Annotated in this window: 23 protein-coding genes and 1 pseudogene; 11 read left to right on the top strand and 13 right to left on the bottom strand. The window is 70.8% G+C overall.

Annotated features, from left to right (window positions below):
• Window positions 1-82: 82 nt before the first annotated feature.
• The 4 genes from cysS to QQM72_RS28805 all read right to left on the bottom strand — a co-directional run bounded on the left by cysS (window position 83) and on the right by QQM72_RS28805 (window position 3,670).
• On the bottom strand, window positions 83-1,483 hold the full coding sequence (cysS, locus tag QQM72_RS28790; protein ID WP_314223760.1) for a cysteine--tRNA ligase: 1,401 nt from the start codon (window positions 1,481-1,483) through the stop codon (window positions 83-85).
• Window positions 1,484-1,589: 106 nt separating this feature from the next.
• The gene (ispF, locus tag QQM72_RS28795) at window positions 1,590-2,087 is read right to left on the bottom strand and encodes a 2-C-methyl-D-erythritol 2,4-cyclodiphosphate synthase (RefSeq protein WP_314223761.1); all 498 of its coding nucleotides are present in this window, start codon (window positions 2,085-2,087) and stop codon (window positions 1,590-1,592) included.
• Entirely contained in the window at window positions 2,077-2,829 is a 753-nt protein-coding gene (gene ispD / locus QQM72_RS28800; RefSeq protein ID WP_314223762.1) for a 2-C-methyl-D-erythritol 4-phosphate cytidylyltransferase, read from the bottom strand. The genes ispF and ispD overlap by 11 nt, the downstream gene beginning before the upstream one ends.
• A gap of 358 nt (window positions 2,830-3,187) precedes the next feature.
• Window positions 3,188-3,670 (bottom strand): CarD family transcriptional regulator, encoded by a 483-nt coding sequence (locus QQM72_RS28805; RefSeq protein ID WP_003953493.1) that lies wholly within the window; start codon window positions 3,668-3,670, stop codon window positions 3,188-3,190.
• Window positions 3,671-4,416: 746 nt separating this feature from the next.
• On the opposite strand from QQM72_RS28805, the gene QQM72_RS28810 reads away from it, so the two are divergent.
• On the top strand, window positions 4,417-5,088 hold the full coding sequence (locus tag QQM72_RS28810) for a copper chaperone PCu(A)C (RefSeq protein ID WP_314223763.1): 672 nt from the start codon (window positions 4,417-4,419) through the stop codon (window positions 5,086-5,088).
• 183 nt (window positions 5,089-5,271) lie between these two features.
• Here QQM72_RS28810 and QQM72_RS28815 read toward each other — a convergent pair whose 3' ends face one another.
• Both QQM72_RS28815 and QQM72_RS28820 read right to left on the bottom strand, forming a co-directional pair.
• Window positions 5,272-5,952, bottom strand: coding sequence for a response regulator transcription factor (locus tag QQM72_RS28815; RefSeq protein WP_007382946.1), 681 nt, complete (start codon window positions 5,950-5,952; stop codon window positions 5,272-5,274).
• Window positions 5,949-7,286 carry a sensor histidine kinase gene (locus QQM72_RS28820; RefSeq protein ID WP_314223764.1) on the bottom strand — a complete coding sequence of 446 codons (1,338 nt, stop codon included), beginning with the start codon at window positions 7,284-7,286 and terminating at the stop codon, window positions 5,949-5,951. Before QQM72_RS28820 ends, QQM72_RS28815 begins: the two co-directional genes overlap by 4 nt.
• 277 nt (window positions 7,287-7,563) lie before the next feature.
• On the opposite strand from QQM72_RS28820, the gene phoU reads away from it, so the two are divergent.
• The 3 genes from phoU (at window position 7,564) to QQM72_RS28835 (ending at window position 9,130) form a co-directional block, all read left to right on the top strand.
• A complete protein-coding gene (gene phoU / locus QQM72_RS28825; protein ID WP_057600844.1) occupies window positions 7,564-8,289 on the top strand; it encodes a phosphate signaling complex protein PhoU in 726 nt (241 codons plus the stop codon).
• A 214-nt stretch (window positions 8,290-8,503) separates the two neighbouring features.
• Window positions 8,504-8,662, top strand: a complete 159-nt coding sequence (locus tag QQM72_RS28830) for a hypothetical protein (RefSeq protein ID WP_171398028.1) — start codon at window positions 8,504-8,506, stop codon at window positions 8,660-8,662.
• Window positions 8,663-8,881: 219 nt separating this feature from the next.
• Window positions 8,882-9,130 (top strand): SCO4226 family nickel-binding protein, encoded by a 249-nt coding sequence (locus tag QQM72_RS28835; protein ID WP_142264944.1) that lies wholly within the window; start codon window positions 8,882-8,884, stop codon window positions 9,128-9,130.
• A 38-nt stretch (window positions 9,131-9,168) separates the two neighbouring features.
• On the opposite strand, the gene QQM72_RS28840 is transcribed toward QQM72_RS28835, so the two are convergent.
• Window positions 9,169-9,969, bottom strand: coding sequence for a DUF4232 domain-containing protein (locus tag QQM72_RS28840; RefSeq protein ID WP_314223765.1), 801 nt, complete (start codon window positions 9,967-9,969; stop codon window positions 9,169-9,171).
• Window positions 9,970-10,262: 293 nt separating this feature from the next.
• Between QQM72_RS28840 and QQM72_RS28845 the strand changes: the two are divergent.
• A pseudogene (locus QQM72_RS28845) lies at window positions 10,263-10,580 on the top strand (FAD-dependent monooxygenase); the annotation flags it as partial.
• 277 nt (window positions 10,581-10,857) lie between these two features.
• Here the strand turns inward: QQM72_RS28845 and QQM72_RS28850 are convergent.
• Complete coding sequence (locus QQM72_RS28850) at window positions 10,858-11,529, bottom strand: hypothetical protein (protein ID WP_314223766.1); 672 nt, start codon at window positions 11,527-11,529, stop codon at window positions 10,858-10,860.
• Between the two features lie 395 nt (window positions 11,530-11,924).
• On the opposite strand from QQM72_RS28850, the gene QQM72_RS28855 reads away from it, so the two are divergent.
• On the top strand, window positions 11,925-12,407 hold the full coding sequence (locus QQM72_RS28855; protein ID WP_314223767.1) for a VOC family protein: 483 nt from the start codon (window positions 11,925-11,927) through the stop codon (window positions 12,405-12,407).
• A gap of 89 nt (window positions 12,408-12,496) precedes the next feature.
• On the opposite strand, the gene QQM72_RS28860 is transcribed toward QQM72_RS28855, so the two are convergent.
• A complete protein-coding gene (locus QQM72_RS28860; protein WP_314223768.1) occupies window positions 12,497-12,775 on the bottom strand; it encodes a hypothetical protein in 279 nt (92 codons plus the stop codon).
• 316 nt (window positions 12,776-13,091) lie between these two features.
• Between QQM72_RS28860 and QQM72_RS28865 the strand changes: the two genes are divergently transcribed.
• Entirely contained in the window at window positions 13,092-14,222 is a 1,131-nt protein-coding gene (locus QQM72_RS28865; protein WP_314223769.1) for a hypothetical protein, read from the top strand.
• A 27-nt stretch (window positions 14,223-14,249) separates the two neighbouring features.
• Window positions 14,250-14,501: a hypothetical protein gene (locus tag QQM72_RS28870; RefSeq protein ID WP_314223770.1), complete on the top strand. Its 252-nt coding sequence runs from the start codon at window positions 14,250-14,252 to the stop codon at window positions 14,499-14,501.
• Window positions 14,502-14,841: 340 nt separating this feature from the next.
• On the opposite strand, the gene QQM72_RS28875 is transcribed toward QQM72_RS28870, so the two are convergent.
• Complete coding sequence (locus tag QQM72_RS28875; protein WP_314223771.1) at window positions 14,842-15,603, bottom strand: phosphoglyceromutase; 762 nt, start codon at window positions 15,601-15,603, stop codon at window positions 14,842-14,844.
• Window positions 15,604-15,803: 200 nt separating this feature from the next.
• Between QQM72_RS28875 and QQM72_RS28880 the strand changes: the two genes are divergently transcribed.
• On the top strand, window positions 15,804-17,096 hold the full coding sequence (locus QQM72_RS28880) for an MDR family MFS transporter (RefSeq protein WP_314223772.1): 1,293 nt from the start codon (window positions 15,804-15,806) through the stop codon (window positions 17,094-17,096).
• Window positions 17,097-17,110: 14 nt separating this feature from the next.
• Here QQM72_RS28880 and QQM72_RS28885 read toward each other — a convergent pair whose 3' ends face one another.
• A complete protein-coding gene (locus tag QQM72_RS28885) occupies window positions 17,111-17,545 on the bottom strand; it encodes a DUF2000 domain-containing protein (RefSeq protein WP_314223773.1) in 435 nt (144 codons plus the stop codon).
• Between the two features lie 133 nt (window positions 17,546-17,678).
• Between QQM72_RS28885 and QQM72_RS28890 the strand changes: the two genes are divergently transcribed.
• Window positions 17,679-18,497, top strand: coding sequence for a helix-turn-helix transcriptional regulator (locus QQM72_RS28890; RefSeq protein ID WP_314223774.1), 819 nt, complete (start codon window positions 17,679-17,681; stop codon window positions 18,495-18,497).
• A gap of 20 nt (window positions 18,498-18,517) precedes the next feature.
• Window positions 18,518-18,640 (top strand): hypothetical protein, encoded by a 123-nt coding sequence (locus tag QQM72_RS28895; protein ID WP_314223775.1) that lies wholly within the window; start codon window positions 18,518-18,520, stop codon window positions 18,638-18,640.
• Between the two features lie 83 nt (window positions 18,641-18,723).
• On the opposite strand, the gene QQM72_RS28900 is transcribed toward QQM72_RS28895, so the two are convergent.
• Both QQM72_RS28900 and mshA read right to left on the bottom strand, forming a co-directional pair.
• Window positions 18,724-19,227: a type III secretion system chaperone family protein gene (locus QQM72_RS28900; protein WP_314223776.1), complete on the bottom strand. Its 504-nt coding sequence runs from the start codon at window positions 19,225-19,227 to the stop codon at window positions 18,724-18,726.
• Window positions 19,220-20,557 carry a D-inositol-3-phosphate glycosyltransferase gene (gene mshA / locus QQM72_RS28905; RefSeq protein WP_314223777.1) on the bottom strand — a complete coding sequence of 446 codons (1,338 nt, stop codon included), beginning with the start codon at window positions 20,555-20,557 and terminating at the stop codon, window positions 19,220-19,222. Before mshA ends, QQM72_RS28900 begins: the two co-directional genes overlap by 8 nt.
• Between the last annotated feature and the right edge of the window lie 350 nt (window positions 20,558-20,907).

Below are 20,907 nucleotides of genomic sequence, written 5' to 3' on the forward strand. Positions count from 1 at the left end.
TTTTCGTACGTACGTCTTATGCAGTGTGCCGCCCGGAAGGCCGGGCGGCACACTCGATCAAGGACAGGCCCCGGGGCCTGCCCTACCGCGGGCCGAGGCTCCAGCGCGGCCCCTGCGGGCCGTCCTCGATGGCCAGGCCGGACTGGGCGAGCTGGTCGCGAATGGCGTCCGCGGTCGTCCAGTCCTTGCGCGCGCGGGCCGACTCGCGCTGGTCGAGGACGAGTCGTACGAGGCTGTCGACCACGCCGTGCAGGTCCTCACCCCGGCTCTCCTCGCCGGCCCAGTGGGCGTCGAGCGGGTCCAGGCCGAGGACGCCGAGCATGGCACGGACCTCGGCGAGGCGGGCCACGGCGGCTTCCTTGTCGTCGGCCGCGAGGGCCGAGTTACCCTGCCGGACCGTCGTGTGCACGATGGCCAGCGCCTGCGGGACACCCAGGTCGTCGTCCATCGCCTCGGCGAAGGCGGGCGGCACCTCGGCCGCCGGCTCGACGACTCCCCCGGCCTTCTCGACGACGCGCTGCACGAAGCCCTCGATCCGCGCGAACGCCGACTCGGCCTCGCGCAGCGACTCCTCGCTGTACTCGATCATCGAGCGGTAGTGGGGCGTACCGAGGTAGTAGCGCAGCACGATCGGGCGCCACTGCTTCACCATCTCGGAGACGAGGACGCTGTTGCCCAGCGACTTCGACATCTTCTCGCCGCTCATGGTGACCCAGGCGTTGTGCACCCAGTACCGCGCGAACTCGTCGCCGTAGGCCTTGGCCTGGGCGATCTCGTTCTCGTGGTGCGGGAAGATCAGGTCGAGGCCGCCGCCGTGGATGTCGAAGACGGGGCCCAGGTACTTGTGCGCCATCGCCGAGCACTCGAGGTGCCAGCCGGGACGCCCGCGGCCCCAGGGGGTCTCCCAGCTCGGCTCGCCCGGCTTGACGGACTTCCACAGCGCGAAGTCGCGCTGGTCGCGCTTGCCGGTCTCGCCCTCGCCCGAGGGCTGACGCAGGTCGTCCAGGTCCTGGTTGGACAGCTCCAGGTAGCCCGGGAACGAGCGCACGTCGAAGTAGACGTTGCCCTCGGACTCGTAGGCGTGACCGCGCTCGATCAGCCCGCGCATCATCTCGATCATCTCCGGGACGTGCCCGGTGGCGCGGGGTTCGTACGTCGGCGGCAGGCAACCCAGCGCCTGGTAGCCGTCGTTGAACGCCCGCTCGTTCTCGTACCCGATCGACCACCAGGGGCGGCCCTGGTCGTGCGACTTGACGATGATCTTGTCGTCGATGTCGGTGACGTTGCGGATGAACGTGACGTCGTAGCCGCGGTGGGCGAACCACCGCCGCATGATGTCGAAGTTCAGGCCCGAACGGATGTGCCCGATGTGCGGGGCCGCCTGCACGGTGGCACCACAGAGGTAGATCGAGACACAACCCGGCTGGAGCGGGGCGAAGTCACGGATCTGCCGGGCACTGGTGTCGTACAGCCGAATGGTCACCACTCCAGGGTAGTGGGCGCGGAGCGATGCCCCGAGCCCCTTCCACCCAAGGGCCACACATTCGTGACATGCCATGGCATATGTCGGCCGGTGCCGGCGCCCCCGGTCAGCCGGTACGCGCCACCAGCGCCGTCGCGATCGCCATCAGGCCCTCGTCGCGCCCCGGGAACCCGAGCCCGTCCGTCGTCGCACCCGACACCGACACCGGCGCGCCCGCCGCCTCGGACAGGATCTTCTGCGCCTCGTCGCGCCGCTTGCCGATCTTCGGGCGGGGTCCGACGACCTGTACGGCGATGTTGCCGATGACGAAGCCGGCCGCGCGGACGATCCGGGCCGCCTCCGTGAGCAGGGTGACGCCCGAGGCGCCGGACCACTCGGGGCGCCCGGTGCCGAAGTGCTGCCCCAGGTCACCGAGGCCGGCCGCGGAGAAGAGCGCGTTGCAGGCGGCGTGCGCGACGACGTCCGCGTCGGAGTGCCCGGCCAGTCCGGGGCCCTCCCCCTCCCACTTCAGGCCCGCGCACCACAGCTCGCGGCCCTCCTCGAAGGCGTGGATGTCGGTGCCGATGCCGACCTGGGGAAGCACGGGCCGCGCCTCAGAAGCCATCGTTGAGCCTCCTGCGGGCCAGGACCGCCTCCGCGAGGACCAGGTCGAGGGGCCGGGTGACCTTGAAGGCCTCCTCGTGGCCGGGGACGACCACGACCGTCAGCCCCAGCTGCTCGACCATGCTCGCGTCGTCGGTGACGTTCTCCGTGACCGACTCGTGGGCGCGGACCAGGGTGGCCCGGTCGAAGCCCTGCGGGGTCTGCACGGCACGGAGCCGGGCGCGCTCGGGCGTCGCGACCACCGGCTCGGGGTCGCCGGCGGTCACGGCCGGTTCGACCTCCTTGACGGTGTCCGCGAGCGGCAGCGCCGGCACGACGGCGGGGGCGCCCTCACGTACGGCCTCGATGACGGCGTCCACCGTGTCGACGGGGACGAGGGGCCGGGCGGCGTCGTGCACCAGGACGATGTCGTGGCCGGGCGGCAGCGCGTCCAGGCCGAGCTTCACGGACTCCTGGCGGGTGTCACCGCCGGGCACCACCAGGAAGTCGGTGCGGTCGGGCAGCGCGTGCGCGTCGAGCAGCGACTTCACCTCGGCGGTGCCGTCCGGCGGGGCCACGACGACGACCAGGGAGACGGCGCGGGAGGCGGCGAGGGCACGCACCGCGTGGATCAGCATGGGCGTGCCGCCCAGCGTGCGAAGCGCCTTGGGGGCGCCCGGACCGAGGCGGACACCCCGCCCGGCGGCCGGAATCACCGCGGCCGTGCGGGTGGGCGCGGGGGAGGGACGCGAATCGTCAGACATCGGTTCCTGTCAGGTTTGTGTTCCGGCCTGGCGTGGGTATGGCCCTGGAAGTGCCGGGCGCGACGCCTTGACCGGACCCTTCCGTGACGTGCCGGTCGAGGCAGCAGCCCGGGCCCGGCACACCAAGTATCGAAGCATCGGTCGCATTATCGGGGGCGGTTCGGGGGCGGTATCGACCGACCACCCTTGTGGGGGTAGGGCGTACAGCGGTTGTCCTGGCGCGAACATGCCGCAGCGCCCGGCGACGGGAAATTCGTCATCGGGCACCGCGGCATTTCAGTGTTCTTCAGTACGCGTGTTCTTCAGCGTGCCAAGGCCGGTCTCGGGCCGGCTTCAGCACTCGAAAAACGCGTCGAGCTCAGGACGCGAGCACCTCGTCGAGCAGGGCTTCGGCCTTGTCCTCGTTGGTGTTCTCCGCGAGAGCGAGCTCGCTCACCAGGATCTGGCGGGCCTTGGCGAGCATGCGCTTCTCACCGGCGGAGAGTCCGCGCTCGCGCTCACGACGCCACAGGTCACGCACGACTTCCGCGACCTTGATGACATCGCCGGAGGCGAGCTTCTCCAGATTTGCCTTGTAACGACGCGACCAGTTCGTGGGCTCCTCGGCGTACGGCGCGCGCAGCACCTCGAAGACCCGGTCCAGCCCGTCCTGACCGACCACATCACGTACGCCGACGAACTCCGCATTGTCCGCTGGCACACGTACCGTCAGGTCACCCTGGGCGACCTTCAGCACCAAGTAGGTCTTGTCCACGCCTTTGATCTGGCGAGTTTCGATGGCCTCGATCAGCGCGGCCCCGTGATGGGGATAGACCACGGTGTCGCCAACCTTGAACGTCATGTGACAGGTACCCCTTCCGTGGCTATCCAGGGTAACACGGAAACTGCGGGTTCTGAATGGCGTTTTCGCAGGTCAGGGCATATCTCGGGGCTTGACAACAGCGACAGGAACGTGCTGCGGAGGGGCAACGGAAGCAGGTATTCGCAGGTCGGAGGCGCTCTCCGCGGGGGGAGAAACGCGCACGTTACACACATCCGGAGCCCCGCCCGAACGGCCGAACGTCCACATATGTCCGCTTCCAGGAGTGCGACTTCCGCTACTCCGTTCGGTTCGCGTGGCCGGATACGAGCCGTTTCCGGAATTGATCTTCGGCCCCTCGCCCCGGCCCGTGATCAATTCCGGGGATGACCTCGCATTCCTTCACCGAAAATCCGCGATCGGACGTCCGGCGCGGTTATGCGAATGGGCCGGCGAACCGGAAGAGGACGAGGAGAGACAGGAAGAGGAGAGGCAGGAAGACGGCAGGAAGGCGAGAGGAACGCGACGGGAAGAGAAGTGAGAAGACGAGCGGGAAGACGAGGGGGAGACGACAGGTGAAGCCAAAGTGACTCATGGGTCACTTGTGGCGGTCGGGACAGGTGGTGCCGGAGGCCGTTCAGCGCGTCCGTCGAGGCACGGGATCGCTCTAGAGGCGGGTCGGGTGCGGTGGCGCGAGAACGGCTCGGTAACCTAAGGCCGCTGACAGACCCTTAGGACGGCTTTATCCAAAGGAAGGCCGTCCGTGTGTACAAGGAGTTGCCGCCGCCGTGAGCAGCAGCCTTCGACGCGGCGCCCTCGCCGCTTCCGCCATCGCGTTCTCGATCGCCTCGCTCGCCGCCTGTGGGGCCGGCAACGACTCCCAGACCCTGGAGATCAAGCCGGACAACGCCGCCACCAGCGTCGGCGACATCAAGCTGCAGAACGTCATCGTCATCACCCAGCCCGACCTGGAGTCGACCGGTCCCGCCGTGATCTCGGCGACCGTCTTCAACAGCGGCAGCAAGGCGCAGACGCTGGAGTCCATCACCCTCGACGGCGGCAAGTCCGCCGAGCTCTCGCCCGCCAAGGGCAAGGGCAAGCTGACCGTCCCGGCCGGCGGCTCGGTCGTCATCGGCGGTGCGAACAACGCCTCCGCCGTCCTGTCGAGCAGCAGTGAGGCCGTCAAGGACGGCGACGCGCAGAAGGTGACCTTCACCTTCAGCGAGACCGGCGAGATCAGCCTGCGCGCCTTCGTCGTCCCCGCCGAGAGCTACTTCTCCAAGTGGGGCCCGAGCGACATCCCGAGCGCCGCGGCGTCCCCCTCCAAGAGCGCGGCGGTGTCCCCGTCCGGGTCGGCTTCCGGCGCGGCCGCCGAGGGCGGTTCCGCGGAGTCCGGCTCGGCCTCCCCGTCGGACTCGGCCTCCGCGTCGGCCTCGGAGTCGGCGGCCGCCGGTAACTGAAACCGACCGCGTACGCGCACACGCACCAACGCACACACAAGGAGGGCGGCACCCCACACGGGGCGCCGCCCTCCTTGCCTGCCCGTACATCCCCGACGCGCCTCTCGCACCGCTGCGCCGGCTACGCCGGGCTGCGCCGGACTCCGTCCGTCGGCGGGCGCGACGCAGCCGGTCCGGTCCGGTCTACGGCTCGAACTTGTAGCCCAGGCCTCGGACCGTCACCAGGTACCGCGGGGCACCCGGGTCGGGCTCGATCTTGGCGCGCAGGCGCTTGACGTGGACGTCGAGGGTCTTGGTGTCCCCCACGTAGTCGGCGCCCCAGACCCGGTCGATGAGCTGCATACGGGTCAGGACGCGGCCGGCGTTGCGCAGCAGCATCTCCAGGAGGTCGAACTCCTTGAGGGGCAGGTCGACCTTGGAGCCGGAGACCGTCACGACGTGGCGGTCGACGTCCATACGGACCGGGCCGGCCTCCAGGGCCGCCGGGGTCACCTCCTCCGGCTCGCCCCGGCGGCGCAGAACGGCCCGGATACGGGCGACCAGCTCGCGCGACGAGAAGGGCTTGGTGACGTAGTCGTCGGCTCCTATCTCCAGGCCGACGACCTTGTCGATCTCGCTGTCCTTCGCGGTCACCATGATCACGGGGACGTTGGAGCGGCCGCGCAACTGACGGCACACCTCCGTACCGGGCAGTCCGGGCAGCATCAGGTCGAGAAGTACGAGGTCGGCGCCGTTGCGCTCGAACTCGTCGAGTCCGTCGGGCCCGGTGGCCGCGATGGCGACCTCGAAGCCTTCCTTGCGGAGCATGTAGGACAGGGCGTCGGAAAAGGACTCCTCGTCCTCGACGACGAGCACTCGGGTCACGGAAGGACCTCCGGGGCGGAAAGCGTCCGGTACGCGGACGAATCAGGGGATGAGGCGCGGGGTGGTGTCTGGGTGGAGCGGTGAGGAGAGGAGTGACCGACCTCGTCGAGGCCGTCGACGTCGTCGACGTCACCGAGGTCGTCGACCTCGTCCGGGTCGGGATGCTGCTGCGCGCGGTCGCGGGCAACGCCCGCCTCCGGCAGCCGCAGGGTGAACGTGGAGCCCTGGTTCTCGGCGCTCCACACCGTGACCTCCCCGCCGTGCGAGGCGGCCACGTGCTTGACGATCGCCAGTCCGAGCCCCGTACCGCCCGTCTGGCGGGAGCGGGCCGGGTCGACACGGTAGAAGCGCTCGAAGATGCGCTCCTTGTCCTTGTCGGAGATGCCGATGCCCTGGTCGGTCACGGCGATCTCGATCAGGTCCCCGCCCGGCGCGCCCACCCGGCGGGCGGCTATGCCGACGCGGGTCCGGGCGGGCGAGTAGTTGACGGCGTTCTCGACCAGGTTGCCGAGGGCGGCGGCCAGCTGGCCCCGGTTCCCGAAGACGCGCAGGTCGGCGGTGCCGCCGGCGGCCATGGTGATCTGCTTGGTCCCGGCCTGGTGCCGGCAGCGGTCGACGGCCTCGGCGACCAGCTCGTCGATGCCGACCGGCTCGGCGTCCTCGAGGGGATCGTCGTTCTGGACCCTCGAGAGGTCGATGAGTTCCTGGACCAGGCTGGTCAGCCGGGTCGCCTCGATCTGCATACGGCCTGCGAACCGCTCCACCGCCTCCGGATCCTCCGAGGCGTCCATGACGGCCTCGGAGAGAAGGGAGAGCGCGCCGACCGGGGTCTTCAGCTCATGGCTGACGTTCGCCACGAAGTCCCGCCGGACCGCCTCGATACGACGGGCCTCGGTGAGGTCCTCCACGAGCAGGAGGACCAGCCGGGAGCCCAGCGGGGCAACTCTGGCGGACACGGCGAGAGCCTCGCCGCGCCCGGTGCCGCGCCGGGGAAGGTCCAGCTCGACCTGGCGTATCTCCCCGTCGCGTCTGGTGTCCCGGGCCATCTTGAGCATCGGCTCGACGCTGAGCCGGCCGCCGCGCACCAGCCCGAGGGCGTAGGCGGCGGAGCTGGCCTTCACGACGGCGTCCGCCTCGTCGAGCACGACGGCGGAGGAGCGAAGCACGGAGAGGACGGTGTCCACACCCGGCGGAAGCACCGGGTCCGTGTGCAGCGAGGTGCGCGTGGGGCGCTTCTGTTCCCGCTCGCTCCAGCGGAACGCCAGCATGGCGATGACACCGGTGAGTACCCCGGCGATCGCTGCCGCTGCGGCGACCGCCGCGTTCACGTCCATGCCACCAGGTTAGGCACGCGATCGGTCCTGGCCACAGCTATCGAGGTGCGACCTCGAACACTCGTCGCCCAGAGTTCACCTTGGAGCCAGTGGTGGTTCATTTGGGGTGCCGGAAATCGACGCGTACGGGGCGGAGCGTGGCACCGTGGGGTTCGCAGCACCGGTTCCACGGCCGGTCGGCGCCGGTGCAGCAGCCGGTGACGACCCGGTTCGCGGCCGGTTCTGGCCCCCGGAACCGAACCCGAACCCCAAGCACGACGTACGAGAGGGAACCCTGATGCGGGACGCGTACCACGAGGAACTGGACTCGATCGGCGACAGCCTGGTGGAGATGGCCCGGCTGGTCGGGTCGGCGATCGGACGCGCCACGACCGCCATTCTCGACGCCGACCTGAAGCTCGCCGAGAGCGTCATCGAGGCCGACAAGAAGGTCGACGAGCTCCAGCACGACCTGGAGGCACGGGCGATAGCACTGCTGGCCCGGCAGCAGCCGGTGGCGACGGACCTGCGGATCGTGGTCACGTCGCTGCGGATGTCGGCCGACCTGGAGCGCTCCGGCGACCTCGCCCAGCACGTGGCGAAGCTGGCGCGGCTGCGCTTCCCCAACCGCGCCGTCCCCCAGGACCTGCACGCCACCATCCTGGAGATGGGCCAGCTCGCGCAGCGGCTGATGGCGAAGGCGGCGGAGGTCGTCGTCACCAAGGACGTCGACCTCGCCCTCCAGCTGGAGTCGGACGACGACGCGATGGACCTCCTGCACCGCACCCTCTTCCAGCACCTGCTGGACGACCGCTGGAAGCACGGCATCGAGACCGCCGTCGACGTCACGCTGCTGGGCCGCTACTACGAGCGCTTCGCCGATCACGCGGTGGCCGTCGCCAAGCGCGTGGTGTTCCTGGTGACCGGCGAGCACGCGGACGAGCTCCAGCCCGAGATCCAGCCGGACATCCAGCCGGCGACCGGAGCGGGCACCGGGACGGGCACGGCGGCCGAGGGGGTCTGAGCCGGACGGTGAGCGGGTGACCGGGACGGTGAGCAGGTGTGACCTGGGTGGCCGCAGGCCGCGATGGTGACTGGGTGACCGCGGAAACCGTCCGGCGGGGGCGTACCGGATCCCCTCAGGTCGTGCGCAAGCCTCTGTGCGCCGTTGAGCCGTTGATGCGCCCAGCGGAACGGGCATGCAATGGGCACAGGTCCTACGCCTCCGGGAGGAACCCATGGCCGAGTCCCCCATCACTCCCACGCCCGACCCCGCACAGGAACGCCCGACCGAGCAGCCCGCCGAGATCAGGAACCTGATGCTCATCGGCGCGTGCGGCTGCGGTTCCGGGTGCGGCTGCGGGTGCCAGTCGGGCAACCCCTGCCAGTGCGGCTGACGCCGTAAGACGAACGCGGGCAGGACGAGGGGCCCGGTGCCGGTATCGGCACCGGGCCCCTCGTCCTACCCGGGCCGCTCCTCGTCCGGTCGCCGCGCGGGGAGCACGAGCGCAGCATGGAAGTGCAGGCGCGCAAGCGCGGGCACGGGCCCACCCACAGGCACCGGGACACACACACGCACAGGCACAGGCACGGCGACTGGAAGGGGGCGGGCAGTCATGACCCGCTTCATGGACGTCCACCACGACATGCACGGCATCACCGCCGACCAGCTCCTCGAGGCCCACCGGGCGGACCTCGCCATCGAGGGCGAGGAGGGCGTGCACTTCGAACGGGCCTGGGCGGACCCGGAGTCCGGAACCGTCTACTGCCTCTCCGAAGGGCCCTCGGCGGAGGCCGTCCTCCGCGTCCACGAGCGCACCGGCCACATGGCGGACGAGATCCACCCGGTGCCGCTGACGGTGTGAGATCGCTCGGAGCGTCCGCCGAGGAACGCCGACCCGGGTCAGGTGGGCTTGACCGCCGATACGGCGGTGACGGTCACCTTGTTGTCACACTGCGCGAACCGGCCGTCGTCCAGGGCGACCTGATGCTTCCCCGCGCCCGGCAGGCCGATGACGAGCGTGGGGTACACGACGGGCTCCGCACCGGATTCGCAGAACCCGTCCGCCTCCCCCTGTACCTGTACGAAGGTCAGCTTCACCCATGCCTTGCCCTTGGGGGCCAGCGTCACCGGCGAGGCCGATCCGGTGGGCGTGACGGAGAGCGGGGAGTTCTTCTCCGGAGAGCCGTTACCGGCTCCCGCGACGGTCGGATGCCCCTTGAGGACGCAGGCCTTGGCCGAGCTGTTGGTGAACTCGACGATCGCCGCCCCGGTCCCCGTACCCGACGGCCGGTCGGCCGCCTGCCGCGCTGCGACCTTCAGGCTCCCCGCGGAACACGCCGGCGCGGCAGCGGCGGCACCCCGGGAACTGTCCACGGCGGGGGTCACGGCAGCGGCACTCCCGGAGGGGGCACTCGCGGAGGCGGAGGCCGCGGAAGGGGAGGCCGGGGAAGGCGAGGTCGCGTGGGTGGGGGTCGCGGAGTCGGGGCTGCCGGAGGCGGGACTCGTGGAGGCGCTGGGGGACTCCCCCGAACCGCACCCCGTCACCACCAGAGCGGCCGAGGCCACGAAGGCCGCCATCACGGAACCCCGAATTCCGAACCTGTTCCAGCGCATGTACCCGTTCCCGTTCCCGTTCTTGTTCGCGTTCGTGTTGGCGTCCGCGTTCGTGTTGGCGTTCTCGTTCGTCTTCGCGTACCGCATGCTGCCCCCCGGATCCGAATCGCCGAGGGCGACGGCCCTCGGCACCCACCAAGCCACCCACTCGCCTGCGTGTAGTCCGTCAACCCAGACAGCGCGGGCGGCCAAACGGGTTCTCCCGGGGACCGACCTGTGACGCATCGGTGACGATATCCGGCCCCATCGACCGAACCCCGTAAATCGGAACAACCGGTCGATCGTGGCGGCGGCCTGCCCCGCTCGCCGCCCGGCCGCAGCCGGGTGACCATGGGTGACGGGACCGGTCCGGGGGCCAAGCACCGCACGGGGAGGCACCCGTGCCACACACCGGAACGACCGACGTACTGATCGCGGGCGCCGGCCCGGTCGGCCTGAGCGCCGCGGCGGAGTTGCGCCGGCAGGGGGTGCGCCGCCGGCTCGTGGACCGGCTGCCCGCCCGTCTCCCGTACGCGAAGGCCGTCGGCGTCCAGCCCCGCACCCTGGAGATCTGGGACCGGATGGGCCTGGTCCGCACGGTCCTGGAAGCAGCCGCGGTACCGCGCGGTCAGCTGACCTACGTCAACGGCCTGGAGCGGGCGCGCATCGAGCTCACACTGCCGCCCGAGGTGCCCTACGCGTTCACCGCGCTACCGCGACGCCACCGGCGAGTTCGCCCGCCCCTACCGCCCCGACGGCCCGACCGCCTACGTCATCCGCCCCGACGGATCCCTCGCCACCCGCTTCCCGCTCCCAGCTTCCCGCTCCCCGCCACCACGACAGCCCTGCCTCCCTACCTGACGGCACCGTCCACACCGCCACCGCCACCGCCACCGGCACCGGCACCGGCAGCGGCACCCGCACCCGCACCCGCACCCGCACCCGCACCCGACGGGACCTGAGACCGCCCGCCTGCGGCCGACGGGGCCACGGCGGTCAGCAGGACTCCACGCCGACGGGCGAGACGTAGATCGCGGACAGCACCCCGTCTCCGTCCACCTCGACCGGGACCGGCGCTGTCGTATCGGTCAGCTCCAAGTCGTAGGGCAGGGATCGCACCGGGATGTCCTCGCCGAGGTAGACCACCGAAACCGTGCCCTGGCAGTCGGCGCCCCCCGGCGGCGCGGTGTCGGGGACTCTGCCGTCCTTCGGGCCGGCCTTGTGGGACGTGACGTCGATCAGCGTGTAGTCGTACTCGTAGCGGGCCGGGCTGACGGCAGTCGCCTCCCTCGTCTTCTCGACATCGACCCAGTAGCGGGCGAGCTTCACCGTGACTGCCTCGCACGGTCTTCGGGTCGCCTCCGGGGTGAAGTTCAGCCCGGAGGAGTCCAGGGTCAAGCCCCTGGACCGGTATTCGCCGCTGCCGCTGCGCAGTTCCTTCAGATAGTCGGTCAGCTGCTCGACGCTCATGCCGCTGGTCTTCACGCACTCCGCGGGCGCGGCCGTCGTCGGGCTCTGCGTCGGAGTGGCCGTGCCGGGCGCGGCCGTGTAGTGAGCGAGCTCGGACGGGGAAGCCTCGGCGGCCGGCTCGTCCTGCGAACACCCCGAGACCGTGAACAGCGCCGCTACGGCGGCAGCCGGAATGAACAACTTGCCTGCACGTCCCATGAGTTCCCCCGCCTGCTTCGAGACCGCTTCCCCTACCGGGCGGACTCACAGTACGAGTTGGACGATCAGGCCCACCAGCACGTCGGCGATCTCCGTCTGCCGACCTCGACACGGAAGAGCCGGCCGGAGTGAGTCGCTGCGGCGGATCGTCGTAGCGCCGGCCCGAGGCCTCGATTCCTGGTCGGGCCGCCGAGAACCCGACCGCGAGGCAGCTCTGTCGTCGATCGGAGCAGGCTGATCGCCTTGTCCTGGAGGCCAACGCCACGCGGTGGTCGCAGATATCCGGGCGAAGGCGGCTGCTGTTCGGATCGTCGGCGAGGATCCACCGATGAGTTCCGTCGGCCGACCCGGTCTACCAGGACGTACGCCATCGAGACACCGACTGGAGACCCACCATGACGAACCCCGCACACGCCGGCCGCATGCTGTTCGTGAACATCCCCGTGGCGGACCTCGACCGCAGCAAGGCGTTCTTCGCTGCACTCGGGTTCGGTTTCAACCCGAACTTCACCGACGAGACCGCCGCCTGCATGCTGGTCGGCGAGCACGCCTTCGTCATGCTGCTCAGCCGTGAGAAGTTCGCGCAGTTCGCGAAACTGCCGATTGCCGAACCCACCACGCACACCTCGGCCCTGTACTGCTTCGGCGTGGCGTCCCGCGACGAGGTCGATGGGGTCAGTGCCGCCGCACTCGCGGCGGGCGGCTCGGAGGCGGACGGCCCCGAGGACTACGGCTTCATGTACTCACGCAGCTTCTTCGACCTCGACGGCCACGGCTGGCAGGTCATGTGGATGGACCCGGCGGCCGCGGAGCAGGGCCCGGAGGCGTTCACAGCCTCCGCGCAGAACGCCGACGCCGACGCCGACGCACGGACCTGAACCATCACCGCGTAAGGCGGATCCGATGATCCGATGATCCGAAGGAGACGGCCCAGAGCGTGATCCAGTCTGCTTAGCCGAACGCCGAACTAGCGAGCGTGCGACCCGTTATGGGCGTGGGACGCGGACTGCCAGGCCTCCGAAGCCGCTCGGGACGCCTCCTTGGCCTGCTGCCACTTCGCGGCCGCCTGTTGGGTCGGGGGCACATCCATGTCGCGGATCATGCGCCGACCTGCCGTGAACACCGCGAAGGCCCCGATGGCCAGGCCGGCACACGCCACCGCGGCACCGGTCGCGGTGAGCACGACACCGGTCCTGACGAGCCGGGTGTCGATGTCGATCGTCCGATGGGACGGGTGCTGGTTCATGACTCCACCATCCAACGACCCAAGCCACCTCGCATCCCGATCAACGCTCGGGACGCTCGGGACGCTCGGGACGGCGCAGACCATCGCGTACGCCCCGCCACGATCACGGTCGGCCGCGCCGCGCCGGGGCGGGGCGGGGCGGGGCGGGGCGGATCGCGGGGCTGACCGCGCACCCAACTCTGCCGAGTCCGACGAACCCGTCCAAACACGCCTGGCGGCCATCGCCCTCGCTTGGGCGGACGAGACCTACCGCGCATCAATGACCGTATTGGATGAAAATGGTCGGAATGTATGCCGAAACCGCGGAGGCGTGGCTATGCGCGGCAACGCCGAGAACGACGAGGGCCCCGTCGAGGACTACGACGACGAACACGGTGACGAACTCGACGCCGAGCACGATGACGAGTACGCCGATCCCGAGGCCTACGACGAGGAGTCGGCATCGTTCGAAGAGGAGCCGGCGTCCTACGACGAGGAGGACGCAGCCGGTGCGAGCCCTGACGTCTTCCTCGACGTTCCGATCCTGAAGGTCGACGAGATCGACCTGGACGTCGAGGATCTGCGGGCGCACGTCTCGCTGCAGGCCGAGGTGCTGGATCTGCTCAAACTGAATGTGGGCGCCGATGTCTCGCTCGGCCGCGTGCACCTGGGCATCTCGGGCGTCGAGGCACAGGCCCAGCTCAAGGTGCGTCTCCACCACGTCGCGCAGATCATCGACCGAGTGCTCACCACGCTCGACCGCAACCCGGAGATCCTTCACGAGCTGGCGCGTGGAGTCGGGTCCGCGGTGCAGGATGTCGGCGTCGGAGCACGTCACGCCGTGGGGGAGCTGGGTACGGGCGCCGGAAGGGCCGTCCAGGAGGTCGGCCAGGGTGCGGGGACCGCCGTCCAGGACGTGGGCCGGGGCGCCGGGGCTGCCGTACGGGATGTGGGGCAGGGCGCCGGGGCCGCCGTACGGGATGTGGGGCAGGGCGCCGGGGCCGCCGTACGGGATGTGGGGCAGGGCGCCGGGGCCGCCGTGCAGGATGTGGGGCAGGGTGTCGGCTCCGTGGCGCGGGATGTCGGTCAGGGAGCCGGGAGAGCCGTTCAGGACGTGGGCGGTGGTGCCGGACACGCGGTGGAGGCTGTCGGCCGTGAGGCGAGCCGGACCGTCGGCAGTGCCGGCGAGGCGGTGGGCAGCACCACCGCGAGCGTGGCCGAACCGGTTGCGGGTGTGACGGAAGCGGCAGGTGAGGCGGTACCGGCCGGCGGCGCCACTGCACATCGGACCGAGCCGGACGAGCCGCGTGCGGCGCGCAAGGGCGCGGAGGGAGAGCGGGGCCAGGCCGGCCGGGGTCACGGCGGCACCCGCACGCGCCGGGTGCGCGGAGAGGACGGGAAGCTGCCGCCAAGATCCAGTCGCCTACGTACCGCCAGGAAGCCGGAGGAGCCGGAGGAGCCGCCCTGAACGCGAGGGGCGGGAGCCGGGAGCCCGGTGGAGGACATCTTGTTCCGGTCGACGGTCCACGCCGAACGGCTCCGCTTCACGCAGGAACCCCAGACAGTCGTTCGCTTCCCCGGCACCGGGAAGCGGGAGTCGACGAGCCACAGCGACCGGACCCGTCTGCCGGACCCGGTCATCCCCGGTCAGGAATACGAGGACGTCACCGTCGCCTACCACCTTGCGACCCGGCTCACCAGGGAACCGGAGGCCGGGCGGAGCGGTGACGACGACACGGACGGGTGATTCGCAGTGCCAACGGTCGCGAAACCGGCAGCATGGTCATTTCCCCTTCGGGCGGGACCGGCCGAAGGGGAAATGACCAGAGGCGCGCGCCAAGCAGTCGGACGGTGGCCGACTGCCGAGCAGGTGCTTGACTCTCTCGTCCGTCGGCTGGAGGAAGCTCCAGACGACGCCCTCCGCGATGCGGGGGCCCGGACGGAGACGAGAGAACGGCCGGAGCCGGACCTCCTGAAGCACTGAGCACGGCTCGATCAACCGGCTGGGGACCCAGGGACGACCCAGCCCCACCAAAAAGCCCCCACCCCGCGAGAAACTCGCAGGTCGGGGGCCTAATGGCGTCGCGTTACTTCTTCTTGCCCTGGTTCTTGACTGCCTCGATTGCCGCCGCGGCCGCGTCCGGGTCGAGGTAGGTGCCGCCGGGGGTGAGCGGCTTGAAGGCTGCGTCGAGTTCGTAGGCCAGGGGGATGCCCGTGGGGATGTTCAGGCCCGCGATGTCGGCGTCGGAGATGCCGTCGAGGTGCTTGACGAGGGCTCGGAGCGAGTTGCCGTGGGCGGCGACCAGGACCGTGCGGCCGGACAGGAGGTCCGGGACGATGCCGTCGTACCAGTACGGGAGCATGCGGACGACGACGTCCTTCAGGCACTCCGTGCGGGGGCGGAGCTCCGGCGGGATGGAGGCGTAGCGCGGGTCGGCGGCCTGGGAGAACTCGGAGTCGTCCGACAGCGGCGGGGGCGGGGTGTCGTAGGAACGGCGCCAGAGCATGAACTGCTCCTCGCCGAACTCCGCGAGGGTCTGCGCCTTGTCCTTGCCCTGGAGGGCGCCGTAGTGGCGTTCGTTCAGGCGCCAGGAGCGGTGGACCGGGATCCAGTGGCGGTCGGCGGACTCCAGGGCCAGCTGGGCCGTGCGGATCGCGCGCTTCTGGAGCGACGTGTGGACCACGTCGGGGAGGAGATCGGCATCCTTCAGGAGTTCGCCACCGCGGACCGCCTCCTTCTCGCCCTTCTCGTTGAGGTTGACGTCCACCCAGCCGGTGAACAGGTTCTTCGCGTTCCACTCGCTCTCGCCGTGACGGAGGAGGATCAGCTTGTACGGTGCGTCGGCCATGCGTATGAGCGTAATCCACCGCTCCGATCCGTTGTGCGCCCGCTCGTACAGCGGACAAGCCGCCTGACGGTTGACGGGATCTGTTAATTGAGTGGCCTCCCGCGCTTCGCCTCTCGTAAGTTCTGAGCGCCGCCTGAGCCACTTACACGAGCCGCTTGCGTGCGCCGTTGTACGAGCCGCTACCTCCCGGGGGATCCGCCATGTCCGTCGCCGTCCTGAGACGTGCCGCCCGCGAGACCCTCTCCGGGCTGCCGCGCGAGTTCTGGTGGCTGTGGACCAGCACCCTCGTCAACCGGCTCGGCGCCTTCGTCGCCACTTTCATGGCGCTGTACCTGACACTCGAGCGCGGGTACTCCGCCTCCTACGCCGGGCTCGTCGCCTCGCTGCTGGGGCTGGGCGGGGTCGTCTCGTCGCTCGCCGGCGGGGTCATGGCGGACCGGCTCGGGCGGCGGCCCACCCTGCTCGTCGCGCAGACCTCGACGGCCGCCTCCGTGGCGCTGCTCGGGTTCGTGGAGCATCCCGTCGCCATCGCCGGTGTCGCCTTCCTGGTCGGCATGGCCTCCAACGCCTCCCGGCCGGCCGTGCAGGCGATGATGGCCGACATCGTGCGGCCCGAGGACCGGGTCCGCGCCTTCTCGCTCAACTACTGGGCCATCAACCTCGGATTCGCCGTCTCCTCCATGGCCGCCGGGTTCATCGCCGAGGTCAGTTACCGCGCCGGGTTCCTGCTCGAGGCCGGGATGACCCTCGCCTGCGCGGTCGTCGTCTTCCTCAAGCTGCCCGAGTCGCGGCCCGAGCGGGAGGAGAAGGCCGCACGGGAGGACAGCGTCGGGCTGGGGACCGTGCTGCGGGACGGGCGGTTCATGAGCGTCGTCGGGCTGTCCTTCCTCGTCGCGCTCGTCTTCCAGCAGGGGGCCGTGGGGCTGCCCGTGGCGATGGGCGCGGCCGGGTTCACACCGGCCGACTACGGCATGGCGATCGCCGTCAACGGCGTGCTCATCGTCGCGTTGCAGATCCCGGTCACCCGGTTCATCGAGCACCGGGACCCGCGGCGGCTGCTGGTCGTCTCCTCGGTGCTCGCGGGGTACGGGTTCGGGCTCACCGCCTTCGCCGGGTCGGTCGGCGTCTTCGCGCTCACCGTGTGCGTGTGGACCCTGGCGGAGATCGTCAACGCGCCGACCCAGACCGGGCTCGTCGTCAGCCTCTCCCCCACCCACGGGCGCGGGCGCTACCAGGGCATGTACACGCTCTCCTGGGCCGTGGCCTCCCTGGTCGCCCCGGTGATGTCCGGCTTCGTCATCGACCGGTTCGGGGCGGAGTGGCTGTGGGGGATGTGCGCGGTCGTGGGGACGGCGGCGGGCGTCGGCTACGCCGTGCTGATGCGGCGCCTTCCCGGGGAGGACGAGGGCAAGGGCGGGATCGAGGCGGCGGCGACCGTCCCCGGCGAGCGGGCCGGCGCTGCCGCCGAGCCTGCGGCCGCCGGCGCCGTCTGAGCGGCGGGCGGGGGTCAGGGGTGCATCCGTGCGCCCTTCAGCACCTTGTCCACCGCGTTCCTCGGGCCGTAGACCGCCAGTCCCACGACGTCCAGCCCGGCGGTCGGTACGGCACGCACCGCCGCGCGGTTGTCGTGGTCGTTGCCGGTGGCGAAGAGGTCGCTCGTGAACACCGCGCGCGGGAGGGACCGGGAGAGCACGCGCGCGTGAGCGGCGGTCAGCGTCTCCTTCGTGCCCTCGAAGACCAGCACCGGCTGGCGGAACATCGACAGATACGCCACACCGTCCGCGTCCTCGTACGGCTCCCCGATCACCTCGGGGAGGGCCGTGCCGAGGCCGCTGACCAGGAACGCGGTGACGTTCAGGCGCTGCCAGGTCTCCAGGTCCTCGCGCAGCAGGACGGCGATCTTCGTGTCGAAGCGAAGGGGGGCGGTGGGTGGGACCGGCATGGTGGGTGCCGTGGATGCCGTGGGTGCCGTGGGTGCCGTGGGTGCTGCGGGTCCGGTGGGTCCGGTGGGTGTCTCGTCGTTCATGGTTCGAGACTGCCGACCGGCCCACGACGCCGTCTTGTACGTTCTTTGCATGGCCCCGCAGCGGACAGCCGACGTCTCCGCCTGGCGCCCGGCCGTCCCGGGCGTGGTGGAGGTCTTCCACGCCCACTTCACCGAGTACGCGTACCCGATGCACGTCCACGAGGCGTGGACGCTGCTGATCGTCGACGACGGCGCCGTACGGTACGACCTCGACCGGCACGAGCACGGCACCCCGCACGACACGGTGTCCCTGCTGCCGCCGCACGTGCCGCACAACGGCTCACCGGCCACCTCGGGCGGCTTCCGCAAGCGGGTCCTGTACCTCGACTCCGAGGTGCTCGGCGAGGACCTCATCGGAGCCGCCGTCGACGCCCCCGACCTGCGCGATCCGGTGCTGCGCCGGCGGGTCGGACAACTGCACTCCGCGCTCGCCCGGCCTGGCGACGAACTGGAGGCCGACAGCCGGCTGACGCTGATCGGCGAGCGGTTGCGGACCCATCTGCGCGCGGGGCCGCACAGCGCCGCCGCGCGCCGCGACCCGGACCTCGCGCGCCGCCTGCGTGAGCTGCTCGACGAACGGTTCGTCCCGGGCCTGACGCTGGACGAGGCCGCCGGGCTCGTGTCGGCCCATCCGGCCCATCTGGTACGGGCGTTCAGCGCGGCGTACGGCATCGCGCCGCACCAGTACCTCACCGCCCGCCGGGTCGACCTGGCCCGCCGGCTCCTGCTCGACGGGCGGCCGCCGGGTGAGGTCGCGGCGGCGTCCGGCTTCTACGACCAGGCACATCTCACCCGGCATTTCCGGAAGCTGGTGGGGGTCACACCCGGGCGGTACGGAGATCGACGCAGGTCCTCCGTCCGTCGATGACCGGCGCACAGCGTCGCCGCATGGACCGGTTGGCCACCGGGCAGGAACCGGCCTACGCCCTGCGCGCTTTCGCCGACCAGCTCGACGCTCCGGCCACCCCGACCGCCCTCACTCCGGACCCGAACGACCCTGACGCTTCCTGATCACTTTCCGATCGTTTCCTGGCCGATTTTCTGACTACTTCCGGGTCGGTCGGTGTCAGTCGGCCTGCGTCAGCAAGCCGGCGTCAGTCGGCCGGGCGTTGCGTCAGATGGGCGAACGCGTCCAGGTTGCGCGTCGGTTCGCCCCGGGAGACCCGCCACTCGTACTCCCGGCGGATGGCGCTCGCGAAGCCCAGCTCCAGGAGGGTGTTGAAGGCACCGTCGGCGGCCTCCAGGACCTGGCCCATGAGGCGGTCGATCTCGTCGGCGGTGACCGAGGTGAGGGAGAGGCGGGCGGTGACATAGACGTCACCGAGCCGGTCGACGGCGTAACTCACGCCGTACAGCTTGAGGTTGCGTTCCAGAAGCCAGCGGTGGACGCCGGACTCGTTCTCGTCGGGATGACGGACGACGAAGGCGTTCAGGGAGAGGGAGTGGCGGCCGACGACGAGGGAGACGGTCGTCTTGAGCTTCCGGGTGCCGGGGAGCTGGACGACGTAGTTTCCGGGGGCCGGGCTCTCCCACTCCAGCTCCGCGTCCTTCAGGAAACCCTCGATGACCTGTGCGGCCGTCTTCTCCACGTCACCCATGCTCGGAGCGTACGCGACGGCGGTGCGACTGGGCCGCGGCCGTGTAGACGTCGGCGGTGGCGGCGGCCGCGGTGTCCCAGCCGAAGGACTGGGCGTGCGCCGTGGCGGCCGCGCCCATCCGGGCGGCGAGGTCGGGGCCGTCGGCGAAACGCGCGAGCACGCGCGCGTAGGCGGCCGGATCGTGGCCCTGCACCAGGAAGCCCGTCTCGCCGTCCCGCACGGCCACCGGGAGCCCGCCGACGGAGGCGGCGAGCACCGGGGTGCCGGCCGCCTGCGCCTCTATGGCGACGAGCCCGAAGGACTCGCTGTAGGAGGGCACGACCAGCAGTGACGCCGCCCGGAACCAGTCCGCGAGCTGGTCCTGGCCGACCGGCGGACGGAACCGTACGACGTCCGCGATGCCGAGCCGCGCGGCCAGCTTCTGCAGTCCCTCCGGCTTGGCGAGGCCACTGCCGCTGGGGCCGCCGACGATCGGCACGACGATGCGGGAGCGCAGCTCGGGACGCTCGTCGAGCAGGACGGCCACCGCGCGCAGGAGCACGTCCGGAGCCTTCAGGGGCTGGATGCGGCCCGCGAAGAGGGGGACCAGCGCGTCCTGGGGCAGGTCCAGACGGGCGCGGGCGGCGGCTCGGCCGTCCGCCGGGGTGAAGCGGTCGAGGTTGACGCCCGGGTGCACCACGGCGACCTTGTCGGGGCCTGCGTGGTAGTGCCGGACGAGTTCGTCGGCCTCCTCCGCCGTGTTGGCGATGAGGCGGTCGGCGGCGGCGACGATCTGGGTCTCGCCGATGACGCGGGCGGCGGGCTCGGGGGTGTCGCCGTCGGCCAGGTTGGCGTTCTTGACCTTGGCCATGGTGTGCATGGCGTGCACCAGGGGGGCGCCCCAGCGCTGGGCGGCCAGCCAGCCGACGTGGCCGGAGAGCCAGTAGTGCGAGTGCACGAGGTCGTAGTAGCCGGGACGGTGACCGGCCCAGGCCTGCATCACACCGTGCGTGAAGGCGCACAGCTGCGCCGGGAGGTCCTCCTTGGCCAGGCCCTCGTAGGGGCCCGCGTCGACATGCCGGACGAGGACTCCGGGGGCCAGCTCGACGGTCGGCGGGAGGCCGCCGGTGGTCGCGCGCGTGAAGATCTCGACCTCGATGTTGATCGCGGCGAGGCGCTGCGCGAGCTCGACGATGTAGACGTTCATGCCGCCCGCGTCGCCGGTGCCGGGCTGGTGGAGCGGAGAGGTGTGCACGGAGAGCATCGCGACGCGGCGGGGGCGGCGATGGAGCCTGAGCCGCGAGGGTGCCGCCGAAGAGCGACGCCCGAGCCTGTTGGTGTACTGGCTCACGGGGCGTTCCTCCTTGCTGCGGGCATGCCGGAAAGAGGGTGTGGGGCCCTCCAAGGGGCTGCAACGCCGGAGGAAGGCGTTCCCATTCCGGGCAGGTTCCGGAACGGGGCGGTTTTTGCTCAGCCATTACCACGTATCGCTCAACCGTTCGAGACTGGTGTGCGTCGTCGCCGCCCGGCCGGAGCTGCTCCCGCCCCCGCCGCCCCTTCCCGTACCGACCCTGGGGACGGCCTCCCCCGGACCCCCGCTCCGGTCCCGAAACGGCCTCGTCCTCGTCCTCGAACGCCGGACGGGCCGAGACGCCGAGACTCCGGACGAGGTGAGATCCCGGGCCGGCTGAAGGAGGTGCC

Source organism: Streptomyces zaehneri, from assembly GCF_032248645.1.
Classification (GTDB): Bacteria; Actinomycetota; Actinomycetes; order Streptomycetales; family Streptomycetaceae; genus Streptomyces; species Streptomyces coriariae.